This is a genomic window from Bradyrhizobium sp. Ai1a-2 (assembly GCF_000426245.1).
In the GTDB taxonomy this organism is placed as follows: Bacteria; Pseudomonadota; Alphaproteobacteria; order Rhizobiales; family Xanthobacteraceae; genus Bradyrhizobium.
The window spans coordinates 39,936-56,447 of record NZ_AUEZ01000058.1; the positions used below are offsets into that span (position 1 = coordinate 39,936).

13 protein-coding genes and 2 pseudogenes are annotated in these 16,512 nt (G+C 55.5%); 11 read left to right on the plus strand and 4 right to left on the minus strand.

Annotation, left to right across the window (positions count from 1 at the left end):
• Window positions 1–14: 14 nt before the first annotated feature.
• Complete coding sequence (locus K288_RS0130065) at window positions 15–257, minus strand: hypothetical protein (RefSeq protein ID WP_152535739.1); 243 nt, start codon at window positions 255–257, stop codon at window positions 15–17.
• Between the two features lie 81 nt (window positions 258–338).
• Here K288_RS0130065 and K288_RS50955 point away from each other — a divergent pair.
• Window positions 339–499 (plus strand): annotated as a pseudogene (locus K288_RS50955) (SOS response-associated peptidase); the annotation flags it as partial.
• A gap of 827 nt (window positions 500–1,326) precedes the next feature.
• Here the strand turns inward: K288_RS50955 and K288_RS54930 are convergent.
• On the minus strand, window positions 1,327–1,527 hold the full coding sequence (locus tag K288_RS54930) for a peptidase dimerization domain-containing protein (protein WP_043161098.1): 201 nt from the start codon (window positions 1,525–1,527) through the stop codon (window positions 1,327–1,329).
• Between the two features lie 2 nt (window positions 1,528–1,529).
• Window positions 1,530–3,317: an SIR2 family protein gene (locus K288_RS54935; RefSeq protein WP_084799785.1), complete on the minus strand. Its 1,788-nt coding sequence runs from the start codon at window positions 3,315–3,317 to the stop codon at window positions 1,530–1,532.
• Between the two features lie 1,062 nt (window positions 3,318–4,379).
• On the opposite strand from K288_RS54935, the gene K288_RS50965 reads away from it, so the two are divergent.
• The 3 genes from K288_RS50965 to K288_RS52740 all read left to right on the plus strand — a co-directional run bounded on the left by K288_RS50965 (window position 4,380) and on the right by K288_RS52740 (window position 9,657).
• Window positions 4,380–6,473, plus strand: a complete 2,094-nt coding sequence (locus K288_RS50965; protein ID WP_084799787.1) for a patatin-like phospholipase family protein — start codon at window positions 4,380–4,382, stop codon at window positions 6,471–6,473.
• Window positions 6,460–8,169 (plus strand): hypothetical protein, encoded by a 1,710-nt coding sequence (locus K288_RS52735; protein ID WP_152535740.1) that lies wholly within the window; start codon window positions 6,460–6,462, stop codon window positions 8,167–8,169. The genes K288_RS50965 and K288_RS52735 overlap by 14 nt, the downstream gene beginning before the upstream one ends.
• A 957-nt stretch (window positions 8,170–9,126) precedes the next feature.
• Window positions 9,127–9,657, plus strand: coding sequence for a hypothetical protein (locus tag K288_RS52740; RefSeq protein ID WP_152535741.1), 531 nt, complete (start codon window positions 9,127–9,129; stop codon window positions 9,655–9,657).
• Between the two features lie 314 nt (window positions 9,658–9,971).
• Here the strand turns inward: K288_RS52740 and K288_RS52745 are convergent, their stop codons facing one another.
• Window positions 9,972–10,757, minus strand: a complete 786-nt coding sequence (locus tag K288_RS52745; RefSeq protein ID WP_152535742.1) for a hypothetical protein — start codon at window positions 10,755–10,757, stop codon at window positions 9,972–9,974.
• A gap of 234 nt (window positions 10,758–10,991) precedes the next feature.
• Between K288_RS52745 and K288_RS53740 the strand changes: the two genes are divergently transcribed.
• The 7 genes and pseudogenes from K288_RS53740 to K288_RS50970 form a co-directional block, all read left to right on the plus strand.
• Window positions 10,992–11,141: a hypothetical protein gene (locus tag K288_RS53740; protein WP_160169021.1), complete on the plus strand. Its 150-nt coding sequence runs from the start codon at window positions 10,992–10,994 to the stop codon at window positions 11,139–11,141.
• 94 nt (window positions 11,142–11,235) lie between these two features.
• Window positions 11,236–11,841 carry a GIY-YIG nuclease family protein gene (locus K288_RS0130125; RefSeq protein WP_027582906.1) on the plus strand — a complete coding sequence of 202 codons (606 nt, stop codon included), beginning with the start codon at window positions 11,236–11,238 and terminating at the stop codon, window positions 11,839–11,841.
• Window positions 11,842–12,016: 175 nt separating this feature from the next.
• Window positions 12,017–12,592, plus strand: coding sequence for an MltR family transcriptional regulator (locus tag K288_RS49790; RefSeq protein ID WP_051334816.1), 576 nt, complete (start codon window positions 12,017–12,019; stop codon window positions 12,590–12,592).
• 313 nt (window positions 12,593–12,905) lie between these two features.
• Entirely contained in the window at window positions 12,906–14,456 is a 1,551-nt protein-coding gene (locus K288_RS0130135; RefSeq protein ID WP_084799788.1) for an SIR2 family protein, read from the plus strand.
• Window positions 14,457–14,808: 352 nt separating this feature from the next.
• Window positions 14,809–15,660, plus strand: a complete 852-nt coding sequence (locus K288_RS0130140) for a dienelactone hydrolase family protein (protein ID WP_043161100.1) — start codon at window positions 14,809–14,811, stop codon at window positions 15,658–15,660.
• A 188-nt stretch (window positions 15,661–15,848) separates the two neighbouring features.
• Window positions 15,849–16,193, plus strand: a pseudogene (locus tag K288_RS46965) (IS5 family transposase); the annotation flags it as partial.
• Window positions 16,194–16,285: 92 nt separating this feature from the next.
• A partial coding sequence (locus K288_RS50970; RefSeq protein ID WP_201449676.1) for a transposase occupies window positions 16,286–16,512 on the plus strand: 227 nt, incomplete at its 3' end.

Below are 16,512 nucleotides of genomic sequence, written 5' to 3' on the forward strand. Positions count from 1 at the left end.
AAACGGCCGCAAAATCAAGTTCCTGGCGATGCTCCGCTGCTCGATCGCGGAGATCTGACGCACGGTGCCGCCCACCAGCGGACGCCAATGCCCAACCCGAGGCCCGGCGCGATCTTAAGAAAATCGGCTGCGCTGCCAGACACCAGAACCGTACGCCTGCTGACGCGCTTGCGCAGTTCATCAAGCAGCAATGTGATCTGGCCGACGTCCTCGACTAGCACGGTTTTGATGTTGAACCGCATCAGGTCGTCGGCCATTAGCGCCTGCCTGATCTCGGCATAGCGTGCTTGCGCGTCGTTCTCGTTCGGCTCCTTGGACCGCCGCTTCATGATGCAGAAGTGGGTGCGTCGATCCGCGCGCTATTTCGCGTCGTCAACCGATATGTGGGCAACCTGCCGCCGATGCCCGGAGTCTTTCCGGACTATCCGGCGCCCGTGATCCGCGACAGCAACGAGGGCCGTGAGATGTGCTGATGCGCTGGGGCATGTCGACGCAGACGACATCCTGAGTTTCACGCTATTTCTGCGGTGCCACAATCGATATTGCTGGTACTGACGCGCACGTTTACTTCGACCACATGATCGGGGGCACCGCAGACTGATGTGCAATCTCTGTTCAGTCACGACGAACCAGGAAGCGAGCCGACGCACGTTAGGTTCACACGAGCCACGCGGTGACAGCCTTGAAACGTGAAGCGCCAGGAAAGAGTCTGGTGAGGTGACGACGAGCTGTCTCCTATTCACCTGCCTGATCACGACGCTTGCATTCGTATTAGGATGGTGGCGCGCCACCGCCAGTTTCTTGTTCGAAGGTAAGCCGGTCATGGCCCTGCCGCCACTCTATAAATATCTCTGTCCAGGGCGCGAAGCTCACGCTCGGCAATCGGACTTTCAAGCACGCCAAGCCCTCCGACTTTAATGACACTGAAGACCTAACCATCCAAAGCATCTTTCCGGAGGAGCTAGGGGCGCTTGCAAGCGAGGGGCTGAGCGCGTGATGCATGCGCTCGCTGGACAGCGGGCAAAACGCATTGCCTGCTTGTTGAACGTGTGACTGGAAGGCATCGACCCGCGCCCGTCGTGGCCTCGAGCGCGTGCCGGCAATCGCCAGCGCAAACCTGCCGCCGGCAAGGCTCGCGCCTCTTTCGCGTTCGCGTAAGTCTCTGGATCGGTGCCTCCAATGAACCAGAAGACAGATGGCACGTGTCATTGGGATCCGAACGATCCGAAATCTTCGCTGGCGGGGGCCGGTCCCGTCTCCCGGACGCGCTCTGTCCCGAAATATTTGCAAAAAGCGTCTACCGGCTGTTTTGAGGCATCCTGATTATCAACATTGAGGGGGTATTGATCGATTGTCGCAATTTCTGGCGGCTTCGGCTGAAGAAGCGGCAGCCTCGGCGTTGGCGAGACGCTCGATCGCAGCCAGGACGCGCTTGCGCACGCCCACATCGAAAGTCCGGACATTCAGTTTGATGACCGCCTCGTCCGGAATGACGTTTTCTTTGGTACCGTCCTGCAGGACACCCACGGTCAAAACGCCGAACGAGTGAGAATTAGCGTGCTGCCGTTGAGGACGCCGAATTGGGCCAATGTCGGGGGATGTTGTTCGCGCAGCAGCGCTTCGACGCGTGTCGCCTTGTAACTTTTGGTCGGGGCCGGACGGACGCTGACGTGCCATCCCGTCGATGGAATGGCGTATTCGCTCAGGATGTCGGCGACGGGTGACTCGATCGATGCGATGCCGAGCTCAGGTGCCACGCTCTTTCCATCAAATTGGATTTCAATCCAGAAGCGAACCTCTGATGACCCGGCCATCACGGCAAGATCGATCCGCCGCGACTCGAGTAGCCCGATCACGGATGGATCGACGATATGGATGTAGAGAGGAATGGAGGCATTCGCCGCGGTGTTTCGATGCCAGTCGCAGTAGCCCCTCACCATGCCGTAGAGCGATATGTATTGTGGGAACGTGCGATGGCTGCCGGCGGCAAGCAGCATCGCATTGACGCGCTTGAAACCAGCAGTGGTGGCCGCGTTCATGAGCTCCTTGACGGCCGGCGCTACATGTCGGGCGTCCCTCGCATCCTGCTTAGAGAGGTCGGGATCTCGCGCGGCGACAATGAAGATTGAATGGCCTTCAACCCGATAGACGTACTTCTGGAGAGGCCGCAGCGCCATGTCGGCGCTCTCTAGGTTCCGATCCAACAAACACTGCTTCGCAGGCTTGCCCAGAAGCAGGCGTGGCTTCTCCCGCGTATGGTCTTCTGCAAGGCCCGCGCTGAGAGCGACGGCATCGCCGTTCTGGGGCGGCGGGAGTGTTGAGCGGACGACGGTAATGTCGGGACGCTCTTTGTTCGAGATGGTGCCGGATGCATTCAACAAGAGGGCCCAGCTCGGAGGCTTAGCACGTGGCCCGTCAATCGCCCGTTTAAGCCCGACGAGGAATTCCCGAACACAATCAGATTGCTGGTTTGCATTTGTCGGCTCGTACTCGATCGCGCGGATCTGAAGGCGCCGCTGTAGAAAGGTGGGATCGGTCGCCCCCTTCGGGACAAGCGCATAGTGAAAATGTCCAATCGTGCCCAAAAGCTCAAGAGCCTCGCCAAACAGATCAAGAAGATAAGTCTCTTGAAGTCCTGAGCCGATAAACAGAAGGACGCGCGAACGATAGATTTCCGCGAAAGCGCGCCGGAAGTGCACGGCTTCGTGAGTCTGTCGTCGATATTCTTCGTGGCCAATCGTGATCTGATCGACCAGCTCGCGTGGGGTAATGACGCTATGACTGACGAAACCCTGGAGAGCCCAGAGGATGGGATTGTCCGGCCCTCGGGTGGCGTTCAGCACTCGCTGGCAGTCGGCTCGCCCGCGTCCAAGGATGGTCATGCGATTAAAATCCGGCAGAGGATCGCCTCTCCGAACCCAACGCTCAATCCAGGCATCCAGAAAGAGCGAGTCGTAGTTCGTGGTAAGCACGAGCGGCCACCAGAGTTCGGCAAGCGCGCGCGTCTGGGGCGGGAGAACGCATTCGCCGGCGTCCAGCCTCGAGTAAAGCGAACGATGGACGGCGCGTTCTAACGCGTCGGAACTTTGATGTCGCAGCACTTGCACGGCACGCCACGCCCGCCTGATCAATTCTGCAGGCGTCTCGCCGCCATCGCCTTTCGCGTCCGCAGCCTCTTCAAGGTCCTTAACAAATTGCAGCCAACCTGGACATGCACCACGACTGAGCCCCGCGCCTGTGAAGGGCGTGAGAAGCCCACGTTCATAGGCCATTGCGAGCTCGTCAAAAGGCGGGTTGCGGACGGCCTCCAACTGCACGACTTTGAACTCCTACCGGCAAGGTACAGAGGAGAGGGTAGCAGATAACTGGTGCGCGATTTCGCTCCTACCGCAAATTCCGGCGCCACGATAAATCGCTTCTTGATCTCGGTCCATAGTCGGCAACGACTGCAGATCGGCTTTGGCTTTTTTGTTGTTCGGACGTGCTCGCTCGCACCAAGACGCCGAAACACTTAGACGAGCGAACTGCACGGTACGCTCAGCGCCTGTCGTCACCACCTCAACCGCAATCTCTGCAAGCATCCACTCGAGCGGGCGTTCTCGTCGTCCTGCCAGGCGACCCGCCCCCGTCGCGCTGGTAGCCTTAAACTAGGGTAAGGCGTAAGAAGTTGGATTCGCGCGCCGAGAGAGATTGGCCTCCCTCGCGTCGCAGCCTTCGGTCGATCGAGCGCCAAGGCGATCGTCACCTTGCGCACGGTGATGGTGATATCTCGCGCTTCGCGCCCCAACCACCTCCGGCTTTCCGCGCGCATTGCGCGACGGCAAGAAGAGCGCATTGAGCAGGCGGAGCCGACGTTGCGCGAACGGGCCCTCGAATACCGGCTTTCGCCACGAGTGAGCCGACGCCTGTTGCTTGCGCTGCGTAATAAGAAACTTTGGCCAATGCAATTACCTAGGGTTGCAACGTCGACAAAATTTGATATCGTGTCAAGATGATTTAACCGGATATTTGACGATCGCCCAAGGCAGCCCGGTCGTGTTTAAGGTTAGCGGCGCCCCCTAAATTACGCGGCCAACCTCTCCAGATCTTCGACGCGATAACTTCACGACGCTGGTACCGGGTCATACGTTGAGGCATGAGGTTTCGAGCCAGACACAATGGCTCCGGACAAATTTCGGCGTCATTGCGATTCCCCTTCCAACGCCGTCGATTGATGTCGACCCGGCGAAGCGAGCTGCATCGCGGTGTGGGCACCCTCGCCAGAATTTACATCGCACCGATCCGCCCGAAAGCTGCGAGCGGTGAAATCGATTTCCCAAAACGAGCGATTTGATTTCTAGCAACTTTCAGTCTTCGTCGGCTAGGATTGCGGTGTCCCAATGGATGACAACCACACAATCAACCAAGAACCGGTCTTTCAAATTGGATTAGCGCTGTCAGGAGCGATTTCGGCAGGTGCTTATACGGCGGGCGTTTTAGATTTCCTATTCCAGGCATTGTTCGAGTGGGATGCGCATCGAGGTGAGCCCGGCGTACCAAATCACCGCGTGGTACTAAAAGTCATCGCTGGCGCGTCAGCAGGCGCTATTACCGGCGCACTCGGAGCAATTGCGCTGGCGCGGGGCATCCAGCCCTGCGAATTTGACAAGAACCAAATTAAAGATCGCTACCCAGACACATACACAACCCATCAGAGGTTTCTTTGCGTTCTGCCGCCACTGTACCGTACGTGGGTTGAATTGCCACGCATGGTGGGAGCTGACGGTACAGGCGGTCTATTGGGTACAGCAGATATCGAGGCGAACAGGACTCACAATCCTCCAATTGTGCGCTCGTTACTCGATGCGTCCGTACTGGAGGAGATCAAGCGAGCAGCAATTGAGCCAAATCAGTCTTCGCCCGCTAAATTTGCCTCATATTCTTTTATTGCAAACGACCTGCACGTTTTCATCACAATCTCCAATATGCGGGGCATTCCGTTTCGGGTTGCCTTTGGACGAAATAGCTATGGAATGCAAACTGTCGGAGACCGGATACATTACGTCCTCAACGATCTCGGCCAGTGCAAACTAGGAAACAACAATCTCTGGTTGGAAAGCGATACCCTGAACGCAAGCCACCAAATTTCGATAAGGACGCTGCCTACAAAAAAAGATACCGATCTAGGTGAGTGGGATCTGTATGGCACGGCGGCGCTTGCCTCCGGTGCATTTCCAGTTGGTCTTTCCTGTCGTCGCCTCGACTTACCTTGGGCGCACTACATGAATCGGCAATATCCAATTCCCGTGCCGGCCGATGTAGAGATCCAACCTGATTTTCCTCCAGGTACCCAAGAACGCTACAAATCCTTCGCTTTCGAAAGCATAGACGGCGGTTTGGTGAACAATGATCCGTTTGACTATGCACAATTCGCACTAACAGGTGGACCGGCCGTGCCAGCATCGGGTGAAATGGTCGAAAAGGCGATTATCATGGTAGCGCCTTTTCCCGAGCCGCCTGATTTTCTTCCGGAGAACTCGCCATCCCCCGCGCTCACCGCGATTGTGCGCGCTTTATTTCCCGCGCTTGTCAATCAAGCCCGCTTTCGAAGCTCCGAGCTCGCGCCAGCCGTTAACGAGCGGGACTTCAGCCGCTTCCTGATTGCGCCGTCCCGTCGGATGCCGCGTGCTGGATCACGAGGAGCCCCAATGGAGCATTCAAAAACCGAAAAATTCGCGATCGCTTGCGGTCTCTTGGGCGGATTTGGCGGATTCCTAGATGAAAAATTTCGTGCACATGATTTTCAGCTTGGACGAAGAAATTGTCAGTATTTTCTGCAGAAAAGTTTCCTTGTGCCTCCTAACAACAAAATCGTTGGGCGCCGTGGTCTAACAGAACTGCAGCCCGTCATTCCCCTGTTAGGCTCGGCGGCTGATCCAGTACCGCTGCCACGCTGGCCCCAAATGTCGCAAGCGAATTTTGATCTACTTTCCCGCCGGCTGAAAGCACGCGTTAGTGCAATTGCGCCACGGCTAATCGATGCCCAAACGTCGAGCGTGAAGCTAAGAGCGGCCCTCAAATTTGGCTGGGTAACGTTTGTGCGTTCGCACGTGTTGAATCTCATTCAGCAAACCATATTGGCGGACTTAGTCCGGCGCGGACAGATCGAAGGGTGGAACGTGCCATCGGGTGGTTCATCGACTGATGTGAATTCCATAATTGCCGAGCTAGTAAATCCAGCTTGCGATCTCCGTACTCCGCAGAGGATCGCTCAAAAGACAGCACTACCGGCGGAGTTCGTCCAGACCGTCCTGGAGCAATTATCTCGTGGCTCTGTAACCGGTCCGGTGCGCGTCTGGAAGGGCGACTATGGATACGCACTTTACTCCAGGCGTCCCACCTTTTTAGCGAGACGTCCGCTAGTTGGATGGTTCAATCGATGGTGGAAACGCTCCAACAATACGCTAGGGATACGTAGTCATGACCAAAGTTGATCCGTCCGAAATGACGATCCTCGATATTCTCAAATGGGTTCTCCCTGATGGCACGGTTCTCGATTCGACGGGCTGGGATCAAGTCTGCGAGTGGCCGCCTGATTTGTTTGCTGTAGTGGCGGCAATCACTGAGCGGTCCGGCTTGTATTCCGAACGTAGATTTTTGGCGTATTGGGATGATCAGCATTTTGAATTGACTGAAGATTGGATAAAGGAAATTTGTGATGCTGGTGAGGAATGGTCTAAGCAAGCGACTCCACCGGAGTTGGTGGAAGACTTGTGGAAGGAATTAATTAAGAAGCATAGAACGGCACGGATAGATGATGCATCCGCCGACTCGCTCGCCTGGAAGAGTATCGTCTTTAAGCTGTTAGCTATTGCGGATGAGGCGAGCGCCGGTGTGGGGTTTCCGCCGCTAGATTCCGAACGTGCAATTCAGTATGCCGTCTACCGAGATTACATAGTGTGGGAAAGAAACCGTGAGGCGGACCAGAATGCAATTGGAGGCGAGCTTCTTCCGTATCTTCCGCATAGCATTTGCATACGGGTCCCGCCCGCGGTTCTTTGCGTTCAACCAAAAACGAATACTCCCAAGGTCGGATGCACCGTTCGATCTTTAACGCACAATCTTGCACTACTTCCGTCTGTCGCCAATGTTTCGACAAGTTGGCAAATCTCAAACCAGCCATATACTGATCTTGCCCCATTCAACATACTCGTCATCCCGTTTCCATTTTCAATACCTGGAAAGAGCTTTGTCGGTTTGGCAAGTGGTTCTCCGAGCAATGCGACTGAGCGAGCTTTTAGACTAGATCCAGATATTTGGATGAGAAGGGCGACGCCTGAGCAATTCGCCGAAGAGTTCATCTGCGGGCTAATTAAATCCTCTGAGCCCGAGGTTGACCGCGTGCATGCAGTCGTGTTGCCAGAGACCGCCTTAAAAAAAACCTTCGCGGATAAAGTGGCGGAAATTCTCCTCAGAAGAACAGATTTAGACCTTTTTATAACGGGGGTAGTGTCTGGTGATAATGGCGAGGCCCGGAATTTGGCTGCAATGTATCGTTTCGTTGATAAGGAAAAGATTCTTTCGTCCTTTCAGTCAAAGCATCATCGATGGTGTTTAGACGGCGATCAAATTTGCCGATATCATCTCGGCAACGTCATGGATCCCCATTCTCGATGGTGGGAGCAAATTGATGTCAGCTATCGCAATTGCTACGTCACCGTATTTCGACCTGGAGCGACGGTGTCGGTATTAGTTTGCGAGGACTTGGCGCGCTACGATCCTGTCCTTACCGTGATGAACGCAATTGGACCAAATTTAGTCGTCGCCCTCTTAATGGATGGACCGCAACTCGAGCACAGATGGCCGGGTCGCTATGCAACCGTTCTCGCTGACGACCCGGGTTCCGCAGTCCTAACCGTTACTTCCCTTGGAATGGTATCCCGTTCGGCTATGCCCGGAGACCCGCAAAGCCGAGAAATCGCATTGTGGAAGGAATCGAACGGCAGGGCCAAGGCGTTAAGACTTCCCAAAGGGGATCATGCCTTGCTGCTTACGCTCACGAGCCAGTCCATAGAGCAGTATACGCTCGATGGACGAGGAGATGGGGGGTACACGGTCCATTTCGGCTTAGGGGCGGCTCATGGCGTGTGTCATCCTGCCCCCCCAGCATGGCTGGGACCGATATCCTGAGTTGAAGTTGACTCTGCGAATCTCTAAGTTACCCTTGGCATTTGGAGAACTGAAATGGGCCGCTCACTCGCCGAGTTTCTGCAGCAGAGTCTGGACAGGGTAGAGAAGCCAAAGACTTATGACGCCCTCCGCGAGAAGCTGAGGAATATTCAGCCGAACCGAAAGCCGCCGGTCGTAAAGCAAAGTCCAGAAAATAACCGACGAGTGTGGAGTAGCGATTCCGACGCCGAGTAGACGAGGTCTTTCATTTCAGTGCGTGCAGCGGCTCTTGAGTGTTGCATTTTGGCAACATGCCGGCTTGGATCCAAAAGGTACTGTTTCGGCGGTTATGAGCTCGCTGGAGATCTTTTCGGATCGTCGTCAACCCTTTAAGTCCTTGTCCACGATCTCGGAAGGGCCTCAGCGGCGTTTGGTGAGCCGGGGGTGACTGCTGCGAGGAGTTCCGCAGTCGCACATTTCCGAGGCTTGCAAGCAGTTTTGGGCCCTCGTTGCGACTCTCGTCCCTTGGTCATGGTTTCTTTCTGATCAGCACATGCTGGGGTACGTATTCGGCGGCGTGAAGCAGAACTTTAATCGGCTTCTTGGGCTTACGCCTGACCATCCGCGCGGCCTGTTTGGCTCCGGTGAGTTCTCGCGACAATGAGTTGTGCGGGTTCATACCGGCACCCTGGCGCTCTGCTTCTTCATGGTCTCCCCCTCCTTGGACACCACAAGCTCATAGAAATTGAACGACTCGATGCCGCGCGTGATCTTGGTATCAAAGATCACGATCTGGACAGCTTGAACTCCCTAATCTCACAAAGATATTTCGGCCTTTCGGAACATCGTGTTGAATTGGCTAGATCTAGATCAGTTAAACTCGGATTACCGTGTTGAAGCTTGGGGTCTGGAACGGACTGTCGGCCGAACGCCTCGGCGTCAATGCTCTCAAGTCGATAGAGGTGGGCGCTTTCAGCAATGACGGTGGTCACGGAATTCAGGAGAGCGGCAGACTTTTGGACAGGAATGGTCGAACCCGATTACGCGGAATGCGTAGCCCGTCCGGCTGATCTTCGTGCCGCTTTTCATGCCGCGATTTCGCTTTTTCACATGCACGATTGGATGTGGCGGACACACGAAAGCACAGTCAGCGCGAATTTCACCCTTATCGACGGCAACGGTCGCCAAGTCAGAGTGCATGATGCAGCATCTTTCGCAAGTTCGCTGGAACAGCAATGCGAAGATTTCGGTCGAATTCGTAGTATTGCGAACGCAGCTAAACACCTTGAATTAAGGGATATTAGGCCCGTTCCTAATGCCGCCAGCCATGCGGCAAATACCGCTGTCCAGACAACTGGATGGGGACAAGGCGGCTTTGGCAAAGGCTCCTATGGCGGCGCACCTCGGGTCATGCTTGCCGGGCCGAACGGAAACGACATGGAGTTTTCTGATGTAGCCAAGGGCGTGTACGACATGTGGGGCAAACTTCGGATCGACTACGGCTGGTGATCTCGCCCAAGCCGTGGCGCCCTGATCTCCGCGTCGATCTCGGTAGCCTCGTCGAATGCGGCAGCCGGGCAGCGACGGCACGGCAGCATGCCAGCGCAAACCGCCCGCTAGACTAGGTGCGTAGTCATGAATCTTCGTCAATGTCCGCTTCGATCCGATACCAACCGCCTTCGTGCAACCGCAGCAAAGGTCGCGATGGGCCATTACCGGACAGTCGCCCGCCAACTCGTTACTCGTACATAGCTCTGGAAGCGGACGCCGCAAAAATGCATATTGGCTCTCTACCGCTTCCTATTCTTTTCGTTACGATCTGATCAGGCTGGGCGGAATACCGTGTCGATAAAGGCGCACACAACGCTGGCTCTCACGATTGCAAAAGAGCCCAGTCCACCTCGGACGATGATGCCAGCGAAATAAGCGTGTGGTTTCCCGCGCTCAAGCCGGATAACGAACGCCGAACCACCACTCATACCGTCAGGATGCTTCTTAAGAGGCCGCACGACACGAACGGTGAGCAGTGCATCGTCGCTCGGCTGCGAATGAGGCTGGCAGACGATTTGACGACGAACGAGACCAAGATGATTATTTTCGTATATATCATAGTTTTGCTCTTCTGCGGGATAACCGCTCAGCAGCATCGCTATGATGCCAGCATCCCCCACAACGACTTCGGGCGGCACTCTCGACAGATTGAAGAAGTGCTTCTTTAGTTCAGGTCTGTCTTTGCAAGGCTCTGTAAAATCGAAGGCAACAAGGTCGTGAGCATCTGTCTCAGGGTGAGGGGGAAAACCCCGGTATCCCCCGGAGGTTATGATATGGCTTCCAGAGTCAGTCAGCATCGCTACTTGCGTTGGTTCGTTTCCGCGGAGCTGATGTTGAGTCGTGAGCAGAATTTCTCGGCCACCGCGACAAACCGCTGTCGCGGAGCCAATAAGCGAAACCTTAAATGTCTCGTCGCTGTTGTTGACCATGAGGTTAACGGCATGGCGCGCGAGAGTGTTCTCAATCTCGCGACCGGGAATAATTAAGCCGTTGACATCAACGCCATGGCCAGCGAATTGGTCAAGGATGGTGACGTCGGCGTGGTTGATGCGTTCCAAGTTATCTACTCACGGATAATGTCATTGGCTTTGAGCTTGTCGCTTATTTCCATATCGAGAGACGGCTGGCCGGTTCACGCCACGATGATGAAATAGCCCACAACTTGCAGCTTTCTACGGTATCCACCGACCTTGCCGCAATACCAAGAGACCCCTCCGACGGGTCATCTCTCTCATTCATTCGGGCAATTGATTTCGAAAGGAAAATGCAGGCCCACCAAATGATTCTCAAGCGTGCCCTACTTGACCGGACGCACGGTCAACACAACATCGAGCGGCATGCACGGCTACAATACCTGTCCGCCATGCCTCGGCCTTGCATCCGACCCGAACGGCATTGCCATGCTCTACAACGACGTGCATGTGAACGTCGCCGGCATGTGACGCCGGGCGAATAGTAGAAGTTGAAGGCACGATACACTACTAGCGGAACGCTTGGCACCTGCTATGGTCGAGGACGATTCGCGGGGAGGTTGTCGTGGAGGACGAACTCACAAAAGAAGAGCTGGCGTTCTTGGCCAGTCAGGGCTTAGGCGCAGCTGATGTGTTTGACGCCCGTTACTATTCTCAAGCGACATGGTTTCGCCTGATTAAAGAGGCCGGAAAGACTGTGGCGCTGGGCAGCCCATGTCGGAAAGGAAGACACCGGCTCCGATCACGCAAAGGCCATTGCGTTCAATGCGACACCAAGGTTCTGGCTTTCGCCGGTCGCTACGACCTCAAGCAATACTTATACATCGCCGGTTCTCTGAGAGCCCGCCTCATCAAAATCGGCGTGTGCAGGGATCTAGGGCAACGCATCCGCCAGATTTGCGCCGAGCGTCATGGAGATGCTCGTGATTGGGAAGTCATCTACGCCGTAAAAATCGAACGAGCGGGAGAAATTGAGGAACGAGTTCTCGCCAGATTGGGGCGCTATGCCATCGATTCTCAATATTGGAAAAACGGATTCCTTCAACAGTCGACCGAGCTTCGCCGCTGCTCTATAAGCTTGGCCCTTAAAGCTATGAGCGCCGAGATTGAGGGTAAGGATTACGACACCGCGACAGACTGGCGCGACAAATCCGCATACGAGTTTGACTGATTGCCTGCAGGCGTAGTTCTTGCCGTAGTTTTTGGAGCTTTTAATCTCCCGCCTGAGCACACCGCGCCGATGAGGTTTGCCCCGTCTTGCTGGGCGGTCTCGGCACCAATTGTTCACGACATGAAACCCTGACGACGGCCTGACATCCGTCTGGTCCCGAACGCAGAAACCGCTTATGGCTCGCAGAACAGCGCATACGTCCGAACAGATCACCTCCGCGGTGAAAGAAATCCAAGAGCAGACCGATCGTGGCTCCGCGATCGTTGGTGCTGCATTGATGGAAGAAATGCTTTCCGTTGTGCTGCAGAAGCGCATGTCGGAGATGAACAAGAAGCACTATGAAACATTCTTTGGTCAAAACGGGCCGGGCAGCACCCTTAGCAACAAGATTGAGCTTTTTTACGCTTTAGGTCTATGCAACGATTCGCTCTATAAAGCGATGCACGACATCCGAGCAATTCGAAACAAGTTCGCACACCGGATCGAGCCGCTGACTTTCAATGATCCTTCTATCGCGGACCTCGTTGATCAGCTGTCGTCGGCCGGTTTCGATTTATCGAACAGAAGGCAGAAATTTATCGCCCTCATCAGCATCATCTTGTCGCTGATCTACGCAACAGGAGCAGATGATATTCGCGTCAAGTTTATCGGGGAAACTCACTCGGAGCTTTATATCGACGTACTCAAACGATTCTTCCCTGAGCACGCGAGCACTTTTGATCAAGTTTGGAAGCATTACAACAAAGATTAGCTGCCATCTCGACAAACAAATTCGGCCGTCTCCATGATGGCGTCCATTGATACGAAGCCCCTAGGGAATACGCGGGCACATCAGCAGACACCGCGCGATAGTTGCGCACTCTGAATTGTGGAGCATTTACAGCTGAGATAAGAAGGGTGTCTCAATGCCCTTGATTGAAGCATGACTTTATCGCCTTATGGGAAACCTTCTTACGGAAAGAAACCCTGAGTTATACGTGGCGACAAAGTATCTCGTGCATTTCCCGAAGCCTCTTCTAGAAGACTTGGTGAGGGGCCGTTGGCTGCCCGTCGTTGGAGCGGGCATGTCGTTGAACGCTAAGCTGCCTCCGCCTGCTAAAATGCCGCTGTGGCATGAGTTGGGGAAGAGCTTCGCTGACGAACTTCAGGACTATTCGCCAACGAGCGTCCTTGACGGTATCTCTGCTTATGAACACGAGTTCGGGAGGGCCAGACTCATCGAACGGCTCGTCGAATTATTGCATCTTGATCGAGTTCAGCCGGGCCCGGCGCACAAGGAGTTTTGCAGCCTTCCGTTCGATATTGTCTGCACGACTAACTTCGATTTCCTGCTCGAAAAGCAATACGACCTAGACCGGCAAGACAACCGCACTGTTCACCCCGTAGTGGATGAAGATCAGCTCTCCATCAACGTCGGAGCAACGGGCACGCTCCTGCTCAAATTGCACGGGGATGTCCGGCATCCCAAGCGACTAGTGGTGACTGAAGCCGATTACGACGGCTTTCTTACTAACTACCCGCTGATTGCAACCTATCTCTCTAACCTGCTGATCACCAAGACGGCGGTGTTCATTGGGTACAGCCTCGATGACCCCGACTTTCGTCAAATCTGGCACGTGGTTGCCAGCCGTCTGGGCAAGGCTCGCCGTATGGCTTACGCTATCATAGTAGGCGCCAAACTAGGCGACATTGCTCGCTTTGAACGCCGCGGGGTCAAGGTCATCAACTTGCCGGGCACGCGCGAGCGTTACGGAGCCGTGCTTGCCGAAGCTTTCGCCGAACTGCGCGAATACCGCCGCGAGCATGCTGGCACGACACTAAAGGCAACAGAGGAAAAACCGCTCGAGCAATTCTTGCTCCCCCGTGATGCCATGACGCGGCTTTGTCTATTCGCTACACCGCTAGATGTTCTGCCTTTCTATCGGGAGAACATTTTTCCGCTCGCGGAGGCCGCGGGCTTCGTTCCGGTTACAGCTGCCGACGTAGTAAACCTTGGCGACAGCACTAGCGCGAAGATTGATACGCTTATCGATCGTGCTGTCGTGATAGTCGTGGATGCCACCTCGCGGAACACCCAGCTTGAACTGGGGTTGGCGATTTCACGCGCGCAGGAAGCAGAAGTCCGCCCTAATCGCCGACGACTAGAAGTGATAATAGTGGCTACTGAGTTTGCGCAAATCCCGATCGCCCCGATCGAGTTCTGGCACTTTGTCGAGCGCCCTGCGGTCCCGTCGGAAGACAGTGCTTTTGTTTGGGAAGTCGCGCAGCACCTTCAGAACCTAGCAGGTGAAATGGGGTTTGCTCAACGCTTAGAACCGCGCCGGCTTCTTGACGCTAAAGAATACCGCGCGGCCGTTATATCGGCGATGACGCTGCTCGAAACAGACCTGCGCCAGCGGTTGAACAAGGCCCCTCGCGATACGGTACGAAGACCGATGTCGATGCGTCAGCTTTTGGAGCTCGCAAGAGAGCAAGGTTTGGTAGACTTAGTCGACGGTGACCTGTCCCAATGGACAAAATTGAGGAACGATGCGGTGCATACGGGTCGAACGGTCACACGCAACGAGGCGAAGCTCGTGGTTGAGGGAGTCGAACGCATTGTCGGTCTCGACTAACCTTGATGGCTCCAACCCGCCACTGATTTTCTCTGGCGGGAAGAATATTGCTGCTTTCTCGGCAAAGTCAGCTATGGGTCAAAAGCGCTGCTTGGTGGTTAATCAGTCACTTCCGATTTACCCCGATAAGAAGACCGATTTCAGAACCCGCGCGGGCTTCGCGTTGGGGCCATTCGCGTCGATTTGGCCGCGCGTCGACCATTTCCGGTCCCCCCCTGAAAGCCGACATGAGGACAGGCGTTCGTTCGTTTACGCCGGCCATAAGTGTCCGTGCAGTTTTTAGACTTACGGTGTGGATGGGCGGACATGAGCCTGCTACGCTGACTCCGTTCGGGAAGCGGAGGGAAGGAAAATGGTTACACGAGCCAAAGCATGTCTCGGTGTAGCAGTGTTCGTTGCATACCTTTCCACCAACGCCGCCACCTTGGCGGGAGAATTGGTCAGGTTCGAAGGTGCTCCCGTTCACGTCGGCCAACTCCAGCAGCGCCTGGCGCGCGAACGTGGCGAAACGCCGAAAGCAGCGTCTGAAACGATTGAGGGTTACCTGTCGAAACCTGAGGGCGACGGCCCATTTTCCGCCATTGTGTATCTCCACGGATGCGATGGACTTTCGGAAGACGCCCGAACGTACAACGCGCGGGGCTATGTGTCGCTTATGCTGGATAGCTTTGCGACCCGTGGCATCAAGAACGCCTGCACCCAGGTGACGCCGGGCCTGCTGCTTACCCGCCAAGGTGATGCTTTAGGCGCGCTATCCTATCTTTCCAATCTTCCCTTCGTCGATTCTCAACGTATCGCGGTTATTGGATATTCGCAGGGTGCAATGGTTGCGCTGCAGTTGGCGTCGAACCATCAGGCGGAAATCTTTGACGTCCCCCCGGATCGAAAGTTCAAGGCCGCCGTGGCCTACTACCCGCTTTGCGGCGTTGCCTCCGAGGAACTCATCGTTCCTGCATTGATCATGATCGGCGAACTCGACGACTGGACGCCCGCGACGGACTGCGAGCGGTGGATGAAGCGGCGGGCCGACAGGGGAGCACCCGTAAAATTGATCGTCTATCCCGGTGCCTATCACGCCTTTAATTCCCCCGCCTTCGCCCATGGCAGGGAATATCTCGGACATTGGCTCAAATATGATCCCGCCGCGGCCGCCCAGTCAGTCCAGGAGATGCGGAGTTTCCTCGCTGCTCAATTTTCCCATTGAGTGACGGCGAAGCGAGTGCGCGGCATCGGCATCACGCATCGTCCGCTTCGGGTCATTTTCGACGGATTCGGCGGTGGTCGTCGGTTGGTTGATGTCAGCTTCTGCCCACAAGCGCCGAACCAGGGTCAGCAGCGTTGCGTTCGGCCAGCCCCCGGTGATTCAAACTCCCCAAACTGGGGGCCCGAATCATGCGCTACGAACTCGCCGACTATGAATGGGTCGCCATCAAGCCCATGCTGCAGAACAAGCCGCGCGGCGTTCCTCGGGTAAACGACCGTCGTGTTCTCAATGGCATCTTCTGGGTCTTGCGATCCGGAGCTCCCTGGCGTGATCTGCCCGCGACATTTGGTCCATACACCACGTGCTATAACCGCTTCGTTTGCTGGGGCGGTAGTGTCTGGGGCCGCATCATAGACACACTTGCCGCTGCTCATGATGCCGCTGTCCAGATGATCGACACCTCCATTGTCCGCGTGCATCAGCATGGAGCCTGCATCACAAGGAACCAGCATCAATCGATGGGAAGGTCGCGGCGGCTTGACCGTAAGCGCGAATTTCTCCGCACCTTTTGCTTTTGAGTGCTCTGATGCATGAGGTGTCCACCAAAATAGGTGGACACCTTGTGATGAGCGACGATGATCAGAAACTGCGGGTCAGGCTTATTGGCCGGAACGGTCGCCGGCGCTACGAGGCGGCATCGAAAGAGCGTCTTGTCACGGCCTGCCTTGAGCCTGGGGTTTCGGTATCGAGGCTTGCACTCGAACATGGGGTCAACGCGAACCTCCTTCGGAAGTGGATCAAGAGGCACACCGCGACCAGGTCGCTGCCGCCGTCCTCACGCCCGGCGTTCAT

Coding starts and splice junctions, on each gene's coding strand:
- K288_RS0130065 (WP_152535739.1), bottom strand. CDS start 257: ATGGCCGACGACCTGATGCGGTTCAACATCAAAACCGTGCTAGTCGAG.
- K288_RS50965 (WP_084799787.1), top strand. CDS start 4,380: ATGGATGACAACCACACAATCAACCAAGAACCGGTCTTTCAAATTGGA.
- K288_RS52735 (WP_152535740.1), top strand. CDS start 6,460: ATGACCAAAGTTGATCCGTCCGAAATGACGATCCTCGATATTCTCAAA.
- K288_RS52740 (WP_152535741.1), top strand. CDS start 9,127: ATGACGGTGGTCACGGAATTCAGGAGAGCGGCAGACTTTTGGACAGGA.
- K288_RS49790 (WP_051334816.1), top strand. CDS start 12,017: ATGGCTCGCAGAACAGCGCATACGTCCGAACAGATCACCTCCGCGGTG.
- K288_RS0130135 (WP_084799788.1), top strand. CDS start 12,906: ATGTCGTTGAACGCTAAGCTGCCTCCGCCTGCTAAAATGCCGCTGTGG.
- K288_RS0130140 (WP_043161100.1), top strand. CDS start 14,809: ATGGTTACACGAGCCAAAGCATGTCTCGGTGTAGCAGTGTTCGTTGCA.